Source organism: Stutzerimonas tarimensis, from assembly GCF_042648805.1.
Taxonomy (GTDB): Bacteria; Pseudomonadota; Gammaproteobacteria; order Pseudomonadales; family Pseudomonadaceae; genus Azomonas; species Azomonas tarimensis.
The window spans coordinates 143,846-159,332 of sequence record NZ_JBHRXZ010000012.1; the positions used below are offsets into that span (position 1 = coordinate 143,846).

At 64.3% G+C, this 15,487-nt stretch carries 14 protein-coding genes; 7 read left to right on the forward strand and 7 right to left on the reverse strand.

The annotated features are described in order from the left end of the window. Window positions 1-175 precede the first annotated feature (175 nt). The 6 genes from ACFOMF_RS04715 to ACFOMF_RS04740 are packed head-to-tail and all read left to right on the forward strand — an operon-like array spanning window position 176 to window position 6,836. The gene (locus ACFOMF_RS04715; protein ID WP_386361727.1) at window positions 176-1,135 is read left to right on the forward strand and encodes an AAA family ATPase; all 960 of its coding nucleotides are present in this window, start codon (window positions 176-178) and stop codon (window positions 1,133-1,135) included. A 3-nt stretch (window positions 1,136-1,138) separates the two neighbouring features. Further along, window positions 1,139-2,083 (forward strand): DUF58 domain-containing protein, encoded by a 945-nt coding sequence (locus ACFOMF_RS04720; RefSeq protein ID WP_386361729.1) that lies wholly within the window; start codon window positions 1,139-1,141, stop codon window positions 2,081-2,083. Continuing rightward, on the forward strand, window positions 2,083-2,577 hold the full coding sequence (locus ACFOMF_RS04725) for a DUF4381 domain-containing protein (RefSeq protein WP_386361821.1): 495 nt from the start codon (window positions 2,083-2,085) through the stop codon (window positions 2,575-2,577). Before ACFOMF_RS04720 ends, ACFOMF_RS04725 begins: the two co-directional genes overlap by 1 nt. Beyond that, window positions 2,570-3,580: a vWA domain-containing protein gene (locus ACFOMF_RS04730; RefSeq protein ID WP_386361731.1), complete on the forward strand. Its 1,011-nt coding sequence runs from the start codon at window positions 2,570-2,572 to the stop codon at window positions 3,578-3,580. Before ACFOMF_RS04725 ends, ACFOMF_RS04730 begins: the two co-directional genes overlap by 8 nt. Continuing rightward, the gene (locus ACFOMF_RS04735; protein ID WP_386361733.1) at window positions 3,577-5,229 is read left to right on the forward strand and encodes a VWA domain-containing protein; all 1,653 of its coding nucleotides are present in this window, start codon (window positions 3,577-3,579) and stop codon (window positions 5,227-5,229) included. Before ACFOMF_RS04730 ends, ACFOMF_RS04735 begins: the two co-directional genes overlap by 4 nt. Next, window positions 5,229-6,836 (forward strand): BatD family protein, encoded by a 1,608-nt coding sequence (locus ACFOMF_RS04740; protein ID WP_386361823.1) that lies wholly within the window; start codon window positions 5,229-5,231, stop codon window positions 6,834-6,836. The genes ACFOMF_RS04735 and ACFOMF_RS04740 overlap by 1 nt, the downstream gene beginning before the upstream one ends. Window positions 6,837-6,890: 54 nt before the next feature. Here the strand turns inward: ACFOMF_RS04740 and pepN are convergent, their stop codons facing one another. The 6 genes from pepN to ACFOMF_RS04770 all read right to left on the reverse strand — a co-directional run bounded on the left by pepN (window position 6,891) and on the right by ACFOMF_RS04770 (window position 13,557). After that, on the reverse strand, window positions 6,891-9,551 hold the full coding sequence (gene pepN, locus ACFOMF_RS04745; RefSeq protein WP_386361735.1) for an aminopeptidase N: 2,661 nt from the start codon (window positions 9,549-9,551) through the stop codon (window positions 6,891-6,893). 89 nt (window positions 9,552-9,640) lie between these two features. After that, window positions 9,641-10,474, reverse strand: a complete 834-nt coding sequence (locus ACFOMF_RS04750) for a DUF2797 domain-containing protein (RefSeq protein WP_386361737.1) — start codon at window positions 10,472-10,474, stop codon at window positions 9,641-9,643. Then, on the reverse strand, window positions 10,474-10,740 hold the full coding sequence (locus ACFOMF_RS04755) for a YeaC family protein (protein ID WP_386361739.1): 267 nt from the start codon (window positions 10,738-10,740) through the stop codon (window positions 10,474-10,476). Before ACFOMF_RS04755 ends, ACFOMF_RS04750 begins: the two co-directional genes overlap by 1 nt. A gap of 92 nt (window positions 10,741-10,832) precedes the next feature. Then, window positions 10,833-11,705 (reverse strand): rhomboid family intramembrane serine protease, encoded by an 873-nt coding sequence (locus ACFOMF_RS04760; protein WP_386361741.1) that lies wholly within the window; start codon window positions 11,703-11,705, stop codon window positions 10,833-10,835. Beyond that, the gene (locus ACFOMF_RS04765; RefSeq protein WP_386361743.1) at window positions 11,702-12,670 is read right to left on the reverse strand and encodes a metallophosphoesterase; all 969 of its coding nucleotides are present in this window, start codon (window positions 12,668-12,670) and stop codon (window positions 11,702-11,704) included. Before ACFOMF_RS04765 ends, ACFOMF_RS04760 begins: the two co-directional genes overlap by 4 nt. Then, window positions 12,670-13,557 (reverse strand): NAD(+) kinase, encoded by an 888-nt coding sequence (locus tag ACFOMF_RS04770; protein WP_386361745.1) that lies wholly within the window; start codon window positions 13,555-13,557, stop codon window positions 12,670-12,672. Before ACFOMF_RS04770 ends, ACFOMF_RS04765 begins: the two co-directional genes overlap by 1 nt. Window positions 13,558-13,644: 87 nt before the next feature. Between ACFOMF_RS04770 and ACFOMF_RS04775 the strand changes: the two genes are divergently transcribed. Beyond that, a complete protein-coding gene (locus ACFOMF_RS04775) occupies window positions 13,645-14,565 on the forward strand; it encodes a DUF1853 family protein (RefSeq protein ID WP_386361747.1) in 921 nt (306 codons plus the stop codon). On the opposite strand, the gene ACFOMF_RS04780 is transcribed toward ACFOMF_RS04775, so the two are convergent. Beyond that, the gene (locus tag ACFOMF_RS04780; protein WP_386361749.1) at window positions 14,541-15,473 is read right to left on the reverse strand and encodes a 1-aminocyclopropane-1-carboxylate deaminase/D-cysteine desulfhydrase; all 933 of its coding nucleotides are present in this window, start codon (window positions 15,471-15,473) and stop codon (window positions 14,541-14,543) included. The genes ACFOMF_RS04775 and ACFOMF_RS04780 overlap by 25 nt on opposite strands. Window positions 15,474-15,487 lie beyond the last annotated feature (14 nt).

Here is a 15,487-nt window from a genome sequence, read left to right on the forward strand (position 1 = left end):
CTCCACTCGACTGATAGAATCTGCTGACGGTTCGCCAGTTCACTAGCGCTTAAAGGTTAGTGTAGAAAGCAATCGATGCAGTAAAGTGCCCTGCTTGGCCAAAGCGTCAGAAAATTGCGCCAGCGCGCCCTCGCCGCGAGAGGCGAGCGTCCCGAACTTCGCAAGAGTCGCAACGATGGATCACCGTGAAACACTGGTCGCGCTCAGACAATTCCTATCCAGTCGAATCTTCGGCCAGGAGAGACTGGTCGAGCGGCTGCTGATCGCCCTGCTCGCCGATGGGCATCTGCTGGTCGAGGGCGCACCGGGCCTGGCCAAGACCCGGGCGATCAAGGAGCTGGCCGAGGGCGTCGAGGCGGATTTCCACCGTGTCCAGTTCACCCCCGACCTGCTACCCGCCGACATCACCGGTACCGAGATCTACCGCCCCGAAACCGGCAGCTTCGTGTTCCAGCAGGGGCCGCTGTTCCATAACCTGGTGCTCGCCGACGAGATCAACCGCGCGCCGGCCAAGGTGCAGTCCGCACTGCTAGAGGCCATGGCCGAACGCCAGGTCAGCGTAGGACGCAGCACCTATGCGCTGCCACCGCTGTTTCTGGTGATGGCTACCCAGAACCCCATCGAGCAGGAAGGCACCTACCCGCTACCCGAGGCACAGCTGGATCGCTTCCTTTTGCATGTGAAGATCGGCTACCCGGACGCCAGCGTGGAGCGGCGTATCCTTCATCAGGCGCGGGGGGAAGCCATCCATGGGGAAGCCGCCCCTGAACACCGGCTGAGTCAGCGCTCCATCTTTGCCGCACGTACCGAGATCCTTGGCCTGTACATGGCCGAAGCGGTGGAGGAGTACATGGTGCAACTGGTCATGGCGACCCGTACGCCGGCCAAATTCGACTCGCAGTTGGCCGAGTGGATCGCTTATGGCGCCAGCCCGCGCGGCACCATCGCCCTGGACCGTTGCGCACGCGCCCATGCCTGGCTGGCCGGACGTGATTTTGTCAGCCCCGAAGACATCCAGGCCGTCATGTTCGACGTACTGCGCCACCGCCTGATCCTCTCCTTCGAGGCCGAGGCGTCGGGCGTCGACCAGGACCGGGTACTGGCACGGGTGCTCGATGTGGTCGCGGTGGCCTGAGCCATGAGTCGCCAGGGCGCGGCACGCCCGACCGAGCCCGTATCCGGCGTGCATGTGCAGGTCGCCGAGCTGATCGAGATGCGCCAGCGCGCCCGCGAGCTGCCCTTGTTCTCGACCTTGCAGCGACGCAGCCCCTTGGTGGGCCTGCACCATTCGCGGCTACGCGGCCGCGGCGTCGACTTCGATCACGTCCGCGCCTACCAGCCAGGTGACGACGTGCGTAACATCGACTGGCGCGTCACCGCGCGCACCCAGGAGCCACACACCAAGCTCTACCACGAGGAGCGCGAGCGCCCCATCTACCTGCTGGTGGAACAGAGCCGGCGCCTCTTCTTTGGCAGCGGCAAAGGTTTCAAATCCCTGCTCGCGGCCCAGGCCGCGGCCCTGATCGGCTGGGTAGCGCTGGCGCACAACGACCAGGTCGGTGGCCTGGTATTCGGCGACGATGGCTGTCAGGAGGTCAAACCCAGACGCAGCAAGCAAAGCCTGTTGCAGTTGCTTGACCGTCTGGCGCGGGCCAATCAGCAGCTGCATGCCGACCTCCAGTCCGATCCGGAGGACCTGGGACTGGCGTTACGCCGGACCCGCGAAGTCCTGCGTCCGGGCAGCCTGGCGGTCATTCTCTGCGACGAACGCGCCCTGACCGACACCGCCGAGAAACAATTGACCCTGCTTGGCCGACACATCGACCTGCTTCTGCTGCCACTTTCAGATCCGCTGGATCACGCGCTCCCCGACGCCGGACTGCTGCGTTTCGCCAGGGGAGGAGCCCGACTGGAGCTGGACACCCACGACCACAGCATTCGCCACGCCTACGCCGAACAGGCCCGGCTGCGTCAGCTGCGCTGGCAGCAACTGGCACGACGCCTGCGTGCGCCCCTGCTGCCTTTGTCTACGGAACGGCCCGCCTTCGAGCAGTTGCGCGACCAACTGATCGGAGCAACATGATGGACCCGCTGCAGCAGCTCGCCCCGCCCATCGCCCCGCCGCCGGTCGGTGCCTGGCCGCCAGCCCCCGGCTGGTGGATTCTTCTACTGATGTTGCCGCTGCTGGGCCTGCTATTGTGGCTGCTGCGTCGATGGTTCGCGCGGCGGCGGCCGAACGATCTTGCGGAAGCGACCGTCGATCCGCTTCGACAGGCTGCGCTGCTCGAACTTCAGCAAATGTCCAGGCCCGCCGACGGCGAACCGGCCAGTCTCTGGCTCCAGCAACTCAATGCCTTGCTCAAACGCCTGTGCCGTACCCGCTACCCCGAAGAGCACCCGCACCGCCTGAGCGGCCGGGCCTGGCTGGCGTTTCTCGACAGCCGCTGCCCTGCAGCCGGGCTGACACGCTGGATGATTCTGGTCGAAGGCGCCTACCGCCCCGACTGCCGGCTCGACGACCAGGCGATCGAGGGATTGGAGCAGTCAGTCGGCGTCTGGATTCGCAAGCATGCTTGACCTCGCCTGGCCCTGGGTTTTCGCCCTGCTTCCGCTTCCCTGGGTTCTACGCGCCCTGCTTCCGCCTTCCGAAAGCAGCCAGGCGGCCCTCAAGGTCAGCTTCCTCGATGACCTGCAAATGCTCAACAGTCGCCGCCCGCGTATCGTCCTGCCGCGCTGGCGACAGCAGTTGCCGTACCTGGCGATCTGGCTGCTGCTGCTGCTGGCCGCCGCGCGGCCGCAGTGGCTGGGCGAACCGCTACCCCTGCCCAGCACGGGCCGGGACCTGATGCTGGCGGTGGATATTTCCGGCTCCATGGATTACCCCGACATGCGCTGGCAGGGCATGGAAGTGACACGTCTGGAGATCGTCCAGCGGCTCTTTGGCGAGTTCGTCGAACAGCGGCACGGCGATCGAATCGGCCTTATCCTCTTTGGCAGCAAGGCTTACCTGCACGCCCCGCTGACCTTCGACCGGACCACCGTGCGCACCTGGCTGGAGGAGGCGGTGGTGGGCATCGCCGGAAGCAACACGGCGATTGGCGACGCCATCGGCCTGGCGGTCAAGCATTTACGCGAACGACCTGCGCAGAGCCGCGTACTGGTGCTTATCACTGACGGCGCCAACAACGGCGGGCAGATCGATCCGCAGGTAGCCGCTCGGCTGGCGGCAGACGAAAACCTGCGGATCTACACCATAGGCATCGGCGCAGCACCGGATGCCAGCGGTGCCTCCTTGTTCGGCTTCGATCCGGCCCTGGACCTGGATGAGCCCAGCCTGCGCGCGATCGCCGATCAGACCGGAGGCGAGTACTTCCACGGAGGCAGCAGCGAGCAGATCGAAGTCATCGGCACCACCCTCAACCGTCTCGAACCGGCGGCGCAGGAGCCCGCACAAAGCCGATTCGCTCAACCGCTGTACCCCTGGCCCCTCGGCACCGCGTTGCTCGCCAGCCTGATCCTCGCCCTGACCGCGGTCGATCCCGCCAGTCGCCCACGGTGGCGCCGGTTGGCACGCCCATGAGCTGGCTGCACCTTTCACGGCCGTACTGGCTGGTCCTGCTGCCGCTCATGGCCTGGCTGCTCTGGCGGCTCTGGCATCACCAGCGCCGGGCCGGCCAGTGGCAAAAGCTGCTGCCCGCTCACCTTCATGCTCTGCTCTTGACCCGTGGCCGCCCGCGTCGCAGCAAATTGCCCTGGCTGCTGCTCGGGCTGGCCTGGCTGGTGGCGTTGCTGGCGCTGCTCGGCCCGGCCTGGGACCGGCTGGAACAACCGACCCACAGGCGAATCGATCCTCTCGTGGTGCTGCTTGAGGTGACCCCGGCGATGCTCGCCGGCGACGTCACACCCAACCGCCTGGAGATGGGCAAACGCAAACTGCTCGATTACCTGGAAACTCGCCGCGACGCGCAGACCGCCGTCATCGTCTATGCCGGCAGCGCGCATACGCTCGTTCCCCTCTCGGACGACCTCGCCACCATCCGCAACCTGCTGGGTGCCGTGGATCCCTCGATCATGCCCGTATCGGGCCAGCGCGCCGATCTGGCCGTCAGCGAGGCCCTTGAGCTGCTGGCACAAGGCGGGCTCGGCAGAGGCCGCCTGCTGCTCATCGGCAGTGGCCTGAGCCCGGAAGAGCGCAGCAGCATCGCTAGACAGCTCCGTCGTTCGGGCGATTCGCTGTCGATCCTCGGCGTGGGTACCTCGCGCGGGGCGCCGATCATGAGTCCGGACGGTAGCTTCCTCAAGGATCCGCAGGGCGCCATCCTGCTCCCGAGGCTTGATCGCCCGGCCCTTGCCGAAGCCGCCGCGGAATTTGGCGGCAGCTATCAGACGGCACGACTTGGAGACGAGGACCTCGCCGCGCTGGGTCTGCTGCAGAGGCAGGGCAGCTGGGAACAGGAACCCGAACAGATACCCCTCGCGGCCTGGCGGGACCGGGGCCATTGGCTGCTGCTGCCACTGTTGATCATCGCCGCCCTTGCCGGTCGGCGGGGCTGGCTATTCTGCATGGCGCTGATGATCTTGCCCACTCAGCAAGGCCATGCCCTGGAATGGCAGGACCTTTGGCTGACGCCCGACCAGCAGGGCCAGCGACTCTATCGGGCAGAGCGCTTCGATGAAGCGAGCAGCCGCTTTCGCGACAGGCCCTGGCAGGCCATGGCTGCTTATCAGGCCGGCGACTACCATGCCGCGGCAGAGCGCTTCGGCGAAATCGACAGCCCGACAGCCCACTACAACCGGGGCAATGCCCTGGCGCTGGCGGAGCAACTTGAAGCGGCCCTAGAAGCCTATGACCAGGCACTCCACCTCGACCCCGGCCTGGAACAGGCCCGGCACAACCGTGCCCTGGTCGAGCAATGGCTGCGCCAGCAGCAGGAACAGGAGCAGCAAGCGCGGCAGGAGGCCACCGACGACGAAAGCGCAAAGCCTGCATCGGATGCCGGGCAGTCCCGCAACGCTGACGACATGGCGGCGAGCGAGCCCGCCCAGGAGCCGGGGGCTGACCCTGGCGCTCAGCCGAGCGAGCCGTCCCAGGTGACCCAGCCGCACCCCACCGAACTGGAAGCCAGGCAGGAGGCCGAACAGTGGCTGCGCCGTATCCCCGACGACCCCAGCGAACTGCTGCGGCAGAAATTTCTACTGGAACAGCGAAGGCGCCAGGGAGGCGTATGATGATTCGAGCGATGCTCGCCATCTGGTTGACTCTCGTCGCGATGCACAGCGGCGCTGTCGGCCTCACCGCGAAAGTCGACAGACACCGGCTCGCCCTCGACGAAACCCTGGTGTTGACGCTGGAGGCGTCCGACCCGACCCATTTCGGCACGCCCGATCTGCGCCCGCTGGAGGCGAGGTTCGTGGTTGCCTCACCGCGCCGCCTCGAATCCCTGCCGGCCGGAAGCGCATGGCAGATCACCCTGCAACCGCGGTACATCGGTGATCAGCAGATACCATCGTTGCAACTGGGCGAATGGCGCAGCGAACCGGTCAACCTGACCGTGCTGGACCGAGCGGAGCAGGCGTCCGCACAGCTGGCGCCGATCTTCATCGACGCCAGTCTCGAGCAGGACAGCGTTTATGTGCAGGCGCAGGCCGTGCTGACGCTGCGCATCTACCACTCCGTCTCGCTGTACGACGACAGTACCCTCTCGCCCCTGCAAATGCCGGATGCGCACGTCGAACGTATCGGTGACTTTCGCACCTATGAACGCACCCTCGGGGGCGTTCGCCACGGGGTCATCGAGGTGCGCTACGCGATCTTTCCCCAGCGCAGCGGCGAGCTGACCATACCGAGCCAGGTATTCAGCGCGACGACGGCGGCCACGGGCAGCAACGGCTCGATCTACGACATCCGTCCTGGACGCTCGACCCAGGTAAAATCACCCAGCATTCCGCTGATCGTCAGGCCCCAGCCGCCCGAATATCCAGCCGATGCGCCCTGGCTACCCGCCAGGCGTATCACCCTCAGCGAAGTCTGGAGCGCGCCGGAAGACGACATCCGGGTGGGAGATTCGGTGACTCGCAGCCTGATGATCGCCGCCGAGGGCCTGACCGCCGCTCAGCTGCCCCCGTTGCCCGCCAGCTCCCCGCCTGACCTGCGCCGTTATCCAGACCAACCCACGCTGGGCCACGGCGTCGACGACGGCGGCATCCTCGGCAGCCGCGAACAGCGCGAAGCCTTGGTACCCGGAGCCGCCGGTGAATTCGAGATCGCCGGTACCGAGCTGTTCTGGTGGAATACGCTCGAGGACCGGCTCGAAGTAGCCAACCTCCCCGCCCGGACATTCAAGGTGGAGAGCAACCCTGAACTGGTCGAGCCGCCAGTCGTCGTAGTGTCGTCCGCAACGGAGACCGCACCAGCGGCGCCCGCCTGGCCCTGGCAATTGAGCACCCTGGTGCTGGCGTTCACCACGCTGGCGGGTTTCGGACTCTGGTGGCGCGCCCGCCAGCGCCCGGCAGTGCAGCGCACGCAGACCGCAGGACCCAGCACCCGCAGCCTCCTGGACGACCTCCGCCGCGCCTGCGTGGCAGACGACACCCAGGGCACCCGGCAAGCCTTGGACGCCTGGGCCAGACAACAACCGGAAACCCTGTCCGAAATGGCCGCTCGCCATGCTCCGCTGTCCGAGGCCCTGGATGAGTTGAACAGTGCGCTATACAGCGAAAGCGGCGACAGGTGGCAAGGGCAGGCATTGTGGCAAGCGGTCAGTGAACTACCCGCATGCCACCCGGCGCCCCCGCAGGCCGACACCGGCACCCTGCCGCCGCTCTATCCTCGCTGAGCCGCAGGCGGGGCTCAGCGACAAAAGGTGCCGGCAGAGCCAGACGCGTCTGGCTCAAGCCAGGCTCTTGCTGACCACCTCGAACACATCGCTGGATAATTCGCCAGACGCCAGCACCCTTTCCAGCTCACCGCGCATCAGCGCCTGGCGCGCGTCGTCGTATTTGCGCCAGCGCGTCAGGGGAGTCAGCAGCCTGGAGGCTATCTGAGGGTTGAGGGCGTTGAGCATGATGATCTGGTCAGCCAGAAAGCGATAGCCCGAGCCGTCAAGCGCGTGGAAGTTGACGTGATTCTGGTTGGCGAAGGCGCCGATTACTGCGCGTACCTTGTTGGGGTTCTTGATGGTGAAGGCAGCATGTCGCATCAGATGATGCACGCGCTCGAGCCCCCCCGGCATGGCGCTGCCAGCCTGAACGCTGAACCACTGATCCATTACCAGTGGATCATCCTTGAAGGCCTCGGCGAAGGTTGCCAGCGCTGCGCTGCGCTCAGCCTCGAACGGCGAGTTGACCATGACCGCCATGGCGGTGAGTCGCTCGGTCATGTTGTCGGCCGTTTCGAACTGTTCCTGGCAGGCGGCGAGCACCTCCCGCCGTTCGCTGAGCATCAGGTAGGACAGGGCAATGTTCTGCAGCGCCCGTCGCGCAAAATGTTCGGACTGCGCCACGTAAGGCGTTTGGCGCGATAGCTCGCGGTTGGCCTGATAGCGCCTCCAGAGCGGCTCGAACAGGGCCTCGGCGATGCAGCGGCGGGCATGTTCGCGGGCGGCGTGAATGGCGTCCACATCGGCCACCTCGCTGATTTCGATCAGGTAGGCTTCGCCGGGCAGCGAGAGCATCTCGGCGACCATCGCCTGATCCAGCCTGTCGTTGTCCAGCACGCTACCCAGCGCACTTATCAGCCGCTGATCGACGCTCATGGCCTCGCCTCGCTGCTGCTGGTCGATCAGCTCGCGCAGGACCTGGACGGATAATTGCTGACCGGCCTCCCAGCGATTGAAACCGTCGCTGTCGTGCTGCATCAGATACATCAGCTGGTCTCGGCTGTATGGAAAGTCCAGCTTGACCGGCGCTGAGAAGCCCCGCAGGAGCGATGGCAGTGGCTGCTCGGGAGTATCGACAAAGGTGAAGCATTGCTCTGCGTCGGTCACCGAGATTACCCGGTCGGTCCCCACTGCAGCCCCCTCGCCGACCAGGCGCAAGGGGATTTCCCGGCCCTGGCTGTCCAGCAATCCCAGTTTGACCGGGATCACGAAGGGCAGTTTTTCCGCCTGCCCGGGCGTGGGCGGACAACTCTGGCGGAAGGTGAGGCTGTAGCGCTGCGTTGACGGATCATACGCTTCGCTGACGGCCAGCCGCGGAGTACCTGCCTGGCTGTACCAGCGCTTGAACTGCTGGAGGTCCGCCCCGGTGGCATCTTCCATCGCCTTGACGAAGTCGTCGCAGGTCACCGCCTGGCCGTCGTGGCGTTCGAAGTAGAGGTCCGAACCTTTGCGGAAGCCCTCCTCCCCCAGCAGCGTCTGGATCATCCGCACCACTTCGGCACCCTTCTCGTACACGGTCAGGGTGTAGAAATTGGAGATCTCGATGAAGGAATCGGGACGCACCGGATGCGCCATGGGTCCGGCGTCCTCGGCGAACTGGTGGGTGCGCAGATAGGCAACGTCCTCGATGCGCTTGACCGTCGCCGAGTTCATGTCCGATGAAAACCCGGCGTCGCGAAACACAGTGAAACCTTCCTTGAGCGACAGTTGGAACCAGTCGCGGCAGGTGACCCGGTTCCCGGACCAATTGTGGAAGTATTCGTGGGCGACGATGGCCTCGACCCGCTGGTGCGCGGCGTCGGTAGCTGTCTCGGCGCGCGCCAGGACCGCACTGGAGTTGAAGATGTTGAGCCCCTTGTTCTCCATGGCGCCCATGTTGAAGTCATTGACCGCGACGATCATGAAGATGTCGAGATCGTATTCGCGCCCGTAAACCTGCTCGTCCCAGCGCATCGACCGCTTTAGGCTGTCCATGGCATGCTGGCATTTGTCGATGTTTTCCGGCTCGACATAGATACGCAGGGCCACTTCGCGACCGCTCATGGTGGTGAAGCTGTCCTCGACGCACCAGAGGTCGCCAGCCACGAGGGCGAAAAGATACGCCGGCTTCTTGAACGGATCTTCCCAGGTAGCCCAGTGGCGACCATCGTCCTCGCTACCGCTGGCCACCGGATTGCCGTTGGAGAGCAGGATGGGGTACCGCTGCTGGTCGGCCTTCACCGTGGTGGTGAAACTGCTCATCACATCGGGGCGGTCCAGGTAATAGGTGATCTTGCGAAACCCTTCAGCCTCGCATTGGGTGCAGAACATCTTGCCGGACTTGTACAGGCCTTCCAGCGCGGTGTTGGTTTCCGGGTGAATGCACACCGTGCTCTCGAGTACAAAGGATGCTGCGTCAGGCTGCAGGCTCAGGCTGTTTTCATCGATCTGGTAATCACCAAGACCCAGCGGCCGTCCATCCAGGGAAAGGGACAGCAGCTCGAGTTCCTGGCCATGCAGCAGCAACGGCGGCAAGGCACTGCTGGCGGCCGCGTCGTTGCGCTGCATCGCCAGCCGCGCATGGACCAGCGTGCGGTCTTCGTACAGTTCGAAGGTCAGATGGGTTTCATCGATCAGATAGTCAGGCGCCTGATAATCCTTGAGATGGATGACTTTCGGTTGTTCTGTACGCATCGGAGAACCCTTGTCTTGAACGGCAAGCCCCAAGCTTCCTGCCGCCGGCGACAAGTTGCAAGCCTGGAGCGGCCATTCAGGGGAACGCCTCAGGCGTGGCCGCTGGCGACGACCTGGTAGGAGCTGAATTTGCGGATGTTGATCACGCCAGTATCGAGGATAAGGTATTGGCCCTTGATGCCGAGCAAAGTGCCTTCCACCTGTGGGGTTTTCTCGAAGTCCAGGCTGAGCACCTTGCTCGGGTAGCTCAGCACCGGATAGCGGATATCGAGCACGCTCGCTTCGCTCAGCGGCTGGATCGCCTGCAGGCCGAAACGCTGCTGCAACGCCAGGATGCCTTCGGCACAGACGTCGAGCAGCCGATCACGGGCCTCGATGAGATCGACCGGCGCGGCGTCGCCCTTGAGCAGGGCACGCCAGTTGGTGCGATCACCTACCTGGTTGCGCAGAAGGTCTTCGACGAGACCCGACTGCTGACGGGTCGCCACGCGCAAAATCGGCAATCCCTGGGTCGCGCCCTGATCGAGCCAGCGGGTCGGCAGCTGGGTCGCGCGGGTGATGCCAACCTTCAACCCGGACGAGTTGGCGAGGTACACCACGTGATCGGTCATGCAGAACTGCTCCCCCCATGCCGAGTCGCGGCAGGTGCCGAGCTCATGATGGCAGCGCTCCGGACTCATGATGCAGATGTCGCACTCGGGCAGCTTGCTGAAGCAGGGGTAACAGTAGCCCTGGCTGAAGCTCTTGCGCGTCTTGCGACCGCAATGGCTGCAGTGGATCGCCCCTTGATACTCGAGCCGGATCGACTGGCCAAGCAGCGGATTGACCGCCACCTCACCATCCCCCAGGGGCAATCCATACTGTACGGTCTCGCCAAGGCGAGTCGTCATCTTGCGCAGACCGCCGCGTCCCAATTCGATCATCAGTGCAGGGTATCCGGGTTGCTGCTGAACAGGATGTTCGGGACCGTCTTGGATTTCGAGGCGCACTCCTGGGCATTCATGTAACCGGTACGCTGCTCCTCGGGAAGATTCTGCACTTCCCAGGCGATCATCGCCTGCAGGCAGAGCTCCTTCTGCTCGGTGGTCAGCCGGCGCCCGTCGCCCCACTTGCCCAGTTCCACCGCCAGCTTGAGGTTCTCGTAGATCTCGGGGGTGATGTTGCGAATCGCATCTTCGAAGGATGACATGGCCGGTCTCCATGGAAAGGACCCGGCATTCTAACGGGAAATCGCGGGGCAGGCTGCAGCCTCGATCCATTGCCGGGACCGCAGCGCTCGGGTCAGTGCCGCGGTGCCATGCGCGCTCTGGCCAGCATGCCACCGGCCACACCGGTGATGCAGCCAGCCACCAGGCCGCTGACATGCGCCGCATTGGCAATGGCGACCGAACCGAAGGTCACCACCTCGATGAGGCCGGTCATGCAGATTACCAGCCAGGCCAGCATCAGCATGACCACGCCGGAAGGCAGGCGATATGCGTCCCCCGGTGCGAGTTTCTGGAACAGCCAGCAATGTCCGAGCAGCCCGTAGAGCACCCCGGACAATCCCCCGAAAATACCGGGACCACCGTAGAGATACTGCGCTGCGTTCGAGGCCAGGCCGTAGAGCAGCGTCAAGCCGAACAACAGCAAGGGCCCTTGGCGAATCTCAATGCGGCGTCCCAACTCCCAGTACCACAAGCTATTCATGGCCAGATGGAGAAAACCAAAATGGATGAACACAGGCGTGATCAGGCGCCACCATTGCCCCTGGCCGAGGGTGTGCTCGAGCCGCGCGAAATAGACGTAATCGCCCTCGATCCGGAAATCCAGGAAGCTCAGCCAGCGCACCGCATCGAGGTTGTCGCCGAGCCAGGTGACCGCGGCGGCAATAAAGGTCAGCAGCAGAACGACGCTGGTGAAGGGATGACGGCGCAGGGCCTGGGTCACGCCGTTGCCAGGCATTGAGCGTCTGGCAGGCGCCGGGCCCGCCTGCCCCTGGGGATGACTGAGGTAAAGTTCGCGGACCTCGCCGACCCGTTCGCGAGGGACTCGCAAGACCTGGTCGCCAGCCTCCTCGGAGACCCGACAGGGAACCCCCTGGTGCTGCAGCATGGCAACGAAGCCGCTGAGATCCGCCGAAAGCGGCAAGCGGATGGCTTCTTCCAGCATCATGAATCGGACGGCTCCACGTTGATCCAGACGAAATTCGCCGGCTCCAGGCGTTTTTCGGGACCCAGCCGATATGCCGCCAGCTTGCCGCGCTTGACCGCGCTGTAGTCGAGACAGGCCAGGTTGGGACGAATCGGCCCCGGATGGCCCGAGCACCAGTAATGGCCAACGAACAGCATCGGCTCGTCCGGCCCGTAGAGAAATAAACGGCGCCGCTCGGTTTCACTGATCCGGGTGCGCGCCGCGCGATCGGGCAGGCCGTCAGGCTGAAACACCACGTCCGCGTAGGTCTTGGGGTGCTCTTCCCAGAATTTGGTGCGGAACACGGTGCGCACGAACCCCTCGTCCGTGGTAACCGTGAGGCCATGGGGCAGCGGCATGTCGGTGCCGCGCAACAGACGGTCCAGGGCGATCTGGGCGAAACTGCCATCGGTGGCCGCCTCGCGCAGGAAATCCATGTCGATCAATCCATCGGTCAGGCGCTCACGCAGCCTGGCGATCAGGTACTTGTCCCAACAGGCATGCACGACGCGGAATCGGCCGCCGTCCAGGTAGAGCGGCATGTCCATGAACCACTCGCGAAAGGCTTTCCATTCCGCCGGATGCGACTCGAACTGCTTGAAGGTTTCTTCCAGCAACTTTGCATAGCGAGGCGAGTGGTCGCGCACGAACTCGCGACCGCTTTCCGGTGGGGCGGGCGTGTACCAGCCAAGGGCATTGAATTCATGATTACCCATGATGCACAGGGCCTGCCCCGCCTCGACCATGTCATGCACCAAGTGCAGACATTCGCGAATATGAGGCCCTCGATCGATGATATCGCCGAGAAAGATCGCCATCCGCGACGGATGCCGCCAGACGTCCCCGCGCCGCCGGTAGCCCATTCCATCGAGCAGACGGACCAGGGTTTCGGCGCACCCGTGAACATCGCCAATCAGGTCGTAACCCCGTTCCGAATCCAGTTGCATCACGCTCCTCCGCCGAGACGACTGCCCCAACCCAATTTGGTCCGGCAAATCTCGTAAAAGTTGTGATCCAGCGGGTGAATGAGGTTCAGCTTCTGGGATTTCTTGCGCACCGTCACAGTATCACCGGGGGCACAGGTGAAGTGGTTCTGCCCGTCGCAGGAGACCTGGGGGTAGATCTGCATGTCCGATGACACCACGATCTTCAGTTCGCTACTGCCGTCCACCACGATCGGGCGGCTGGAAAGCGTGTGGGGATACATGGGTACCACCACGATGGCGTCGAGCTTGGGATGCATGATGGGCCCGCCCGCCGATAGCGAGTAAGCGGTCGAGCCGGTTGGCGTGGAGATGATCAGGCCGTCCGCTTTCTGGCTACAGACGAACTGGCCGTCGATGAAAAGCTCGAACTCGATCATGCGCGTCGACTTGCCAGGATGCAGGACCACGTCATTGAGAGCGTCACCCTCGCCGATCGGCTCGTCCTGGCGGCGCACCAGTGCTTCCAGCAGGAATCGGCGTTCCATGGTGAACTGGCCGTCCAGCACTTCCGCCACCTTCACCTCGAGTTCGTCGGGGCGGATATCGGTGAGGAAACCCAGGCTGCCACGGTTGATCCCCAGCACCGGAATCCGGTGACGCGCCATTGCCCGAGCCGCGCCAAGCAGGCTTCCGTCACCACCGACCACAATCACCAGATCGCACGATTCTCCCAGCAGTTGACGTGAGGAGGTCTGCATTCCGTGACCAGGCAGCATCTCCGCGATGGTTTCATCGAGTATCACGTGCAGACCGCGATCAACGAGAAATCGCTTGAGCCGGCGGATGGTGTCAAGCACTCGAGTGCTGCCCAGACGGCCGATGATGCCAATGTTGCGAAATTGCTCCATGGATGTTCCCGATAAGGTGCGCAAGTACCTTCGATTATGGGCGAAACGCGGAGGCAGCGGCAAACAGGGCTCGGCTATGCTGGACCCATGCAAAGCCTCTCTCTCGAAACCACGCTAAACCGGCTGCATCATTCCAGGGTGAGGGATCTCGCCTGGACGCTGCTCTCGCCGCCACTTATCCCTGATCAACCGCAACAGCGCCATCCCCTGGCCGCCAGCCCCTGGCTTGATGGCCACAGCTTGTCGAACTGGCTCAGCCGGCTCGATGCGGCCCCCGCCCCGTTGGAGGACTGGCTGGCACAGCGCAGCAACCGCCGCCTAGGGCTCTATTACGAACGCCTGTGGCAGTTCGCCTTGATCCATGCCCCCGAGGTCGAACTGCTGGCCTCCAACCTTGCCATCCGCCGGTCCGGCCAGACACTGGGAGAGCTTGATCTGCTGCTGAGCGATGCAGACGGTATCTGGCACCTGGAGCTCGCGCTCAAGCTCTACCTTGGCGTCCAGCAGGAGGCAGGCCTGTCATGGATCGGGCCCGGCGGGGTGGATCGGCTTGATCTGAAGCTGGCGCGGCTTCTCGATCACCAGCTGCCGCTACCTGCCCAACCCGAAGCCCAGGCCGAACTGACTCGCCTGAACGTCGAAGGCACTCGCAGCCGCTTCTGGCTGGCGGGATATCTTTTTCTTCCCTGGCGCTCGACTCAGGGTGAGGCGATGAAACTGTGCTGGGTCAGGCGCCACGACTGGGCGGCGTTCGCAGACGCACACCCGGGCGCCCTGTGGCAGCCGCTGCCACGTCAAGCCTGGCTGGCACCGGCGCGTCTGAACGGCAGCGAGATCATGGGGCGTGAGGGCTTCGGCGAGTGGCTGGCGCGCTTGCCATCACTTGCACCCGCGCAACTTCTTGCACAACTGGAGCGGGCCGGACCCGATGACTATCGAGAAACCACACGGGTGTTCCTGGCGAATGAGCAATGGCCTACCGCTCAGCAGTGGCGCCTACGCAACTGACGCAGCAGCGGCTCAGCCGCACGGCGACCCTGCAAGCCGCCCGTATGGACGAAAACCACGCGCGCGCCCGGCTCAAAACGGCCGGCTTCGACATGTTGGCGCAGGGCCAGGAGCGCCTTGGCGGTGTAGACCGGCTCCAGCGGCAGGCGGGTCTGCTCTTCGATATCGAAGATAAACTGCGCCAGTCTGCGGTCGAAGCGCCCAAAGCCCTTGCCGCTCGCCTCCAACATTTCGTATCGATCGGTCGAAACCCCTGCCTCCCGCAACAATTGCGCCACCTGGTCGCCCCCCCGATGCGCGCCAGGCCCGGCCAAGGCGCCATAAACCAGACGCCCTGTGGCCCTTTCCCCGATCACCAGCCCTGCCATGGTGGTTCCCGTGCCGGCTGCCAGCCACCAGGCATCGAACGCCTGCCAACCGAACGCCGGCAAGGCGCCCTCGACCTGCTCGACCAGCATCGCGCAGCCCAGCGCGCCCTCAAGCCCGCCGCCTCCCTCGGGTACGCAATGATACCTCGGATAGCGGGCCTGCCAGGCGCCCCAGAAGTCAGCCTGATGCCGTTCGCGGTATCCGCCGTATCCCAGCCAGTGCAAGTGCATGCCGAAACGACGCAGATCGATTATCGTCGGGGTCGAGGTCTCGTGACCACGTAGTAGACCGACCGTTGACAGCCCCAGCCGCTGACCGGCCGCTGCCAGCGCATGCAGGTGATTGGAATGTGGGCCACCGAGGCTGATCAGCCCGGTGCACCCGCGCTGGCGAGAGCCTTCGAGATGAAGGCGCAGCTTGAACCACTTGTTGCCAGAAAGCAGCGGATCGATCAGATCGAGCCTGAGTACTGCAATCTCCACGCCCTGGGCAGCCGCCCAGTCGACCGTGAGGGGCTCCAGCACAGTGGGCCCCAGCATAGAAATAAGCCCGT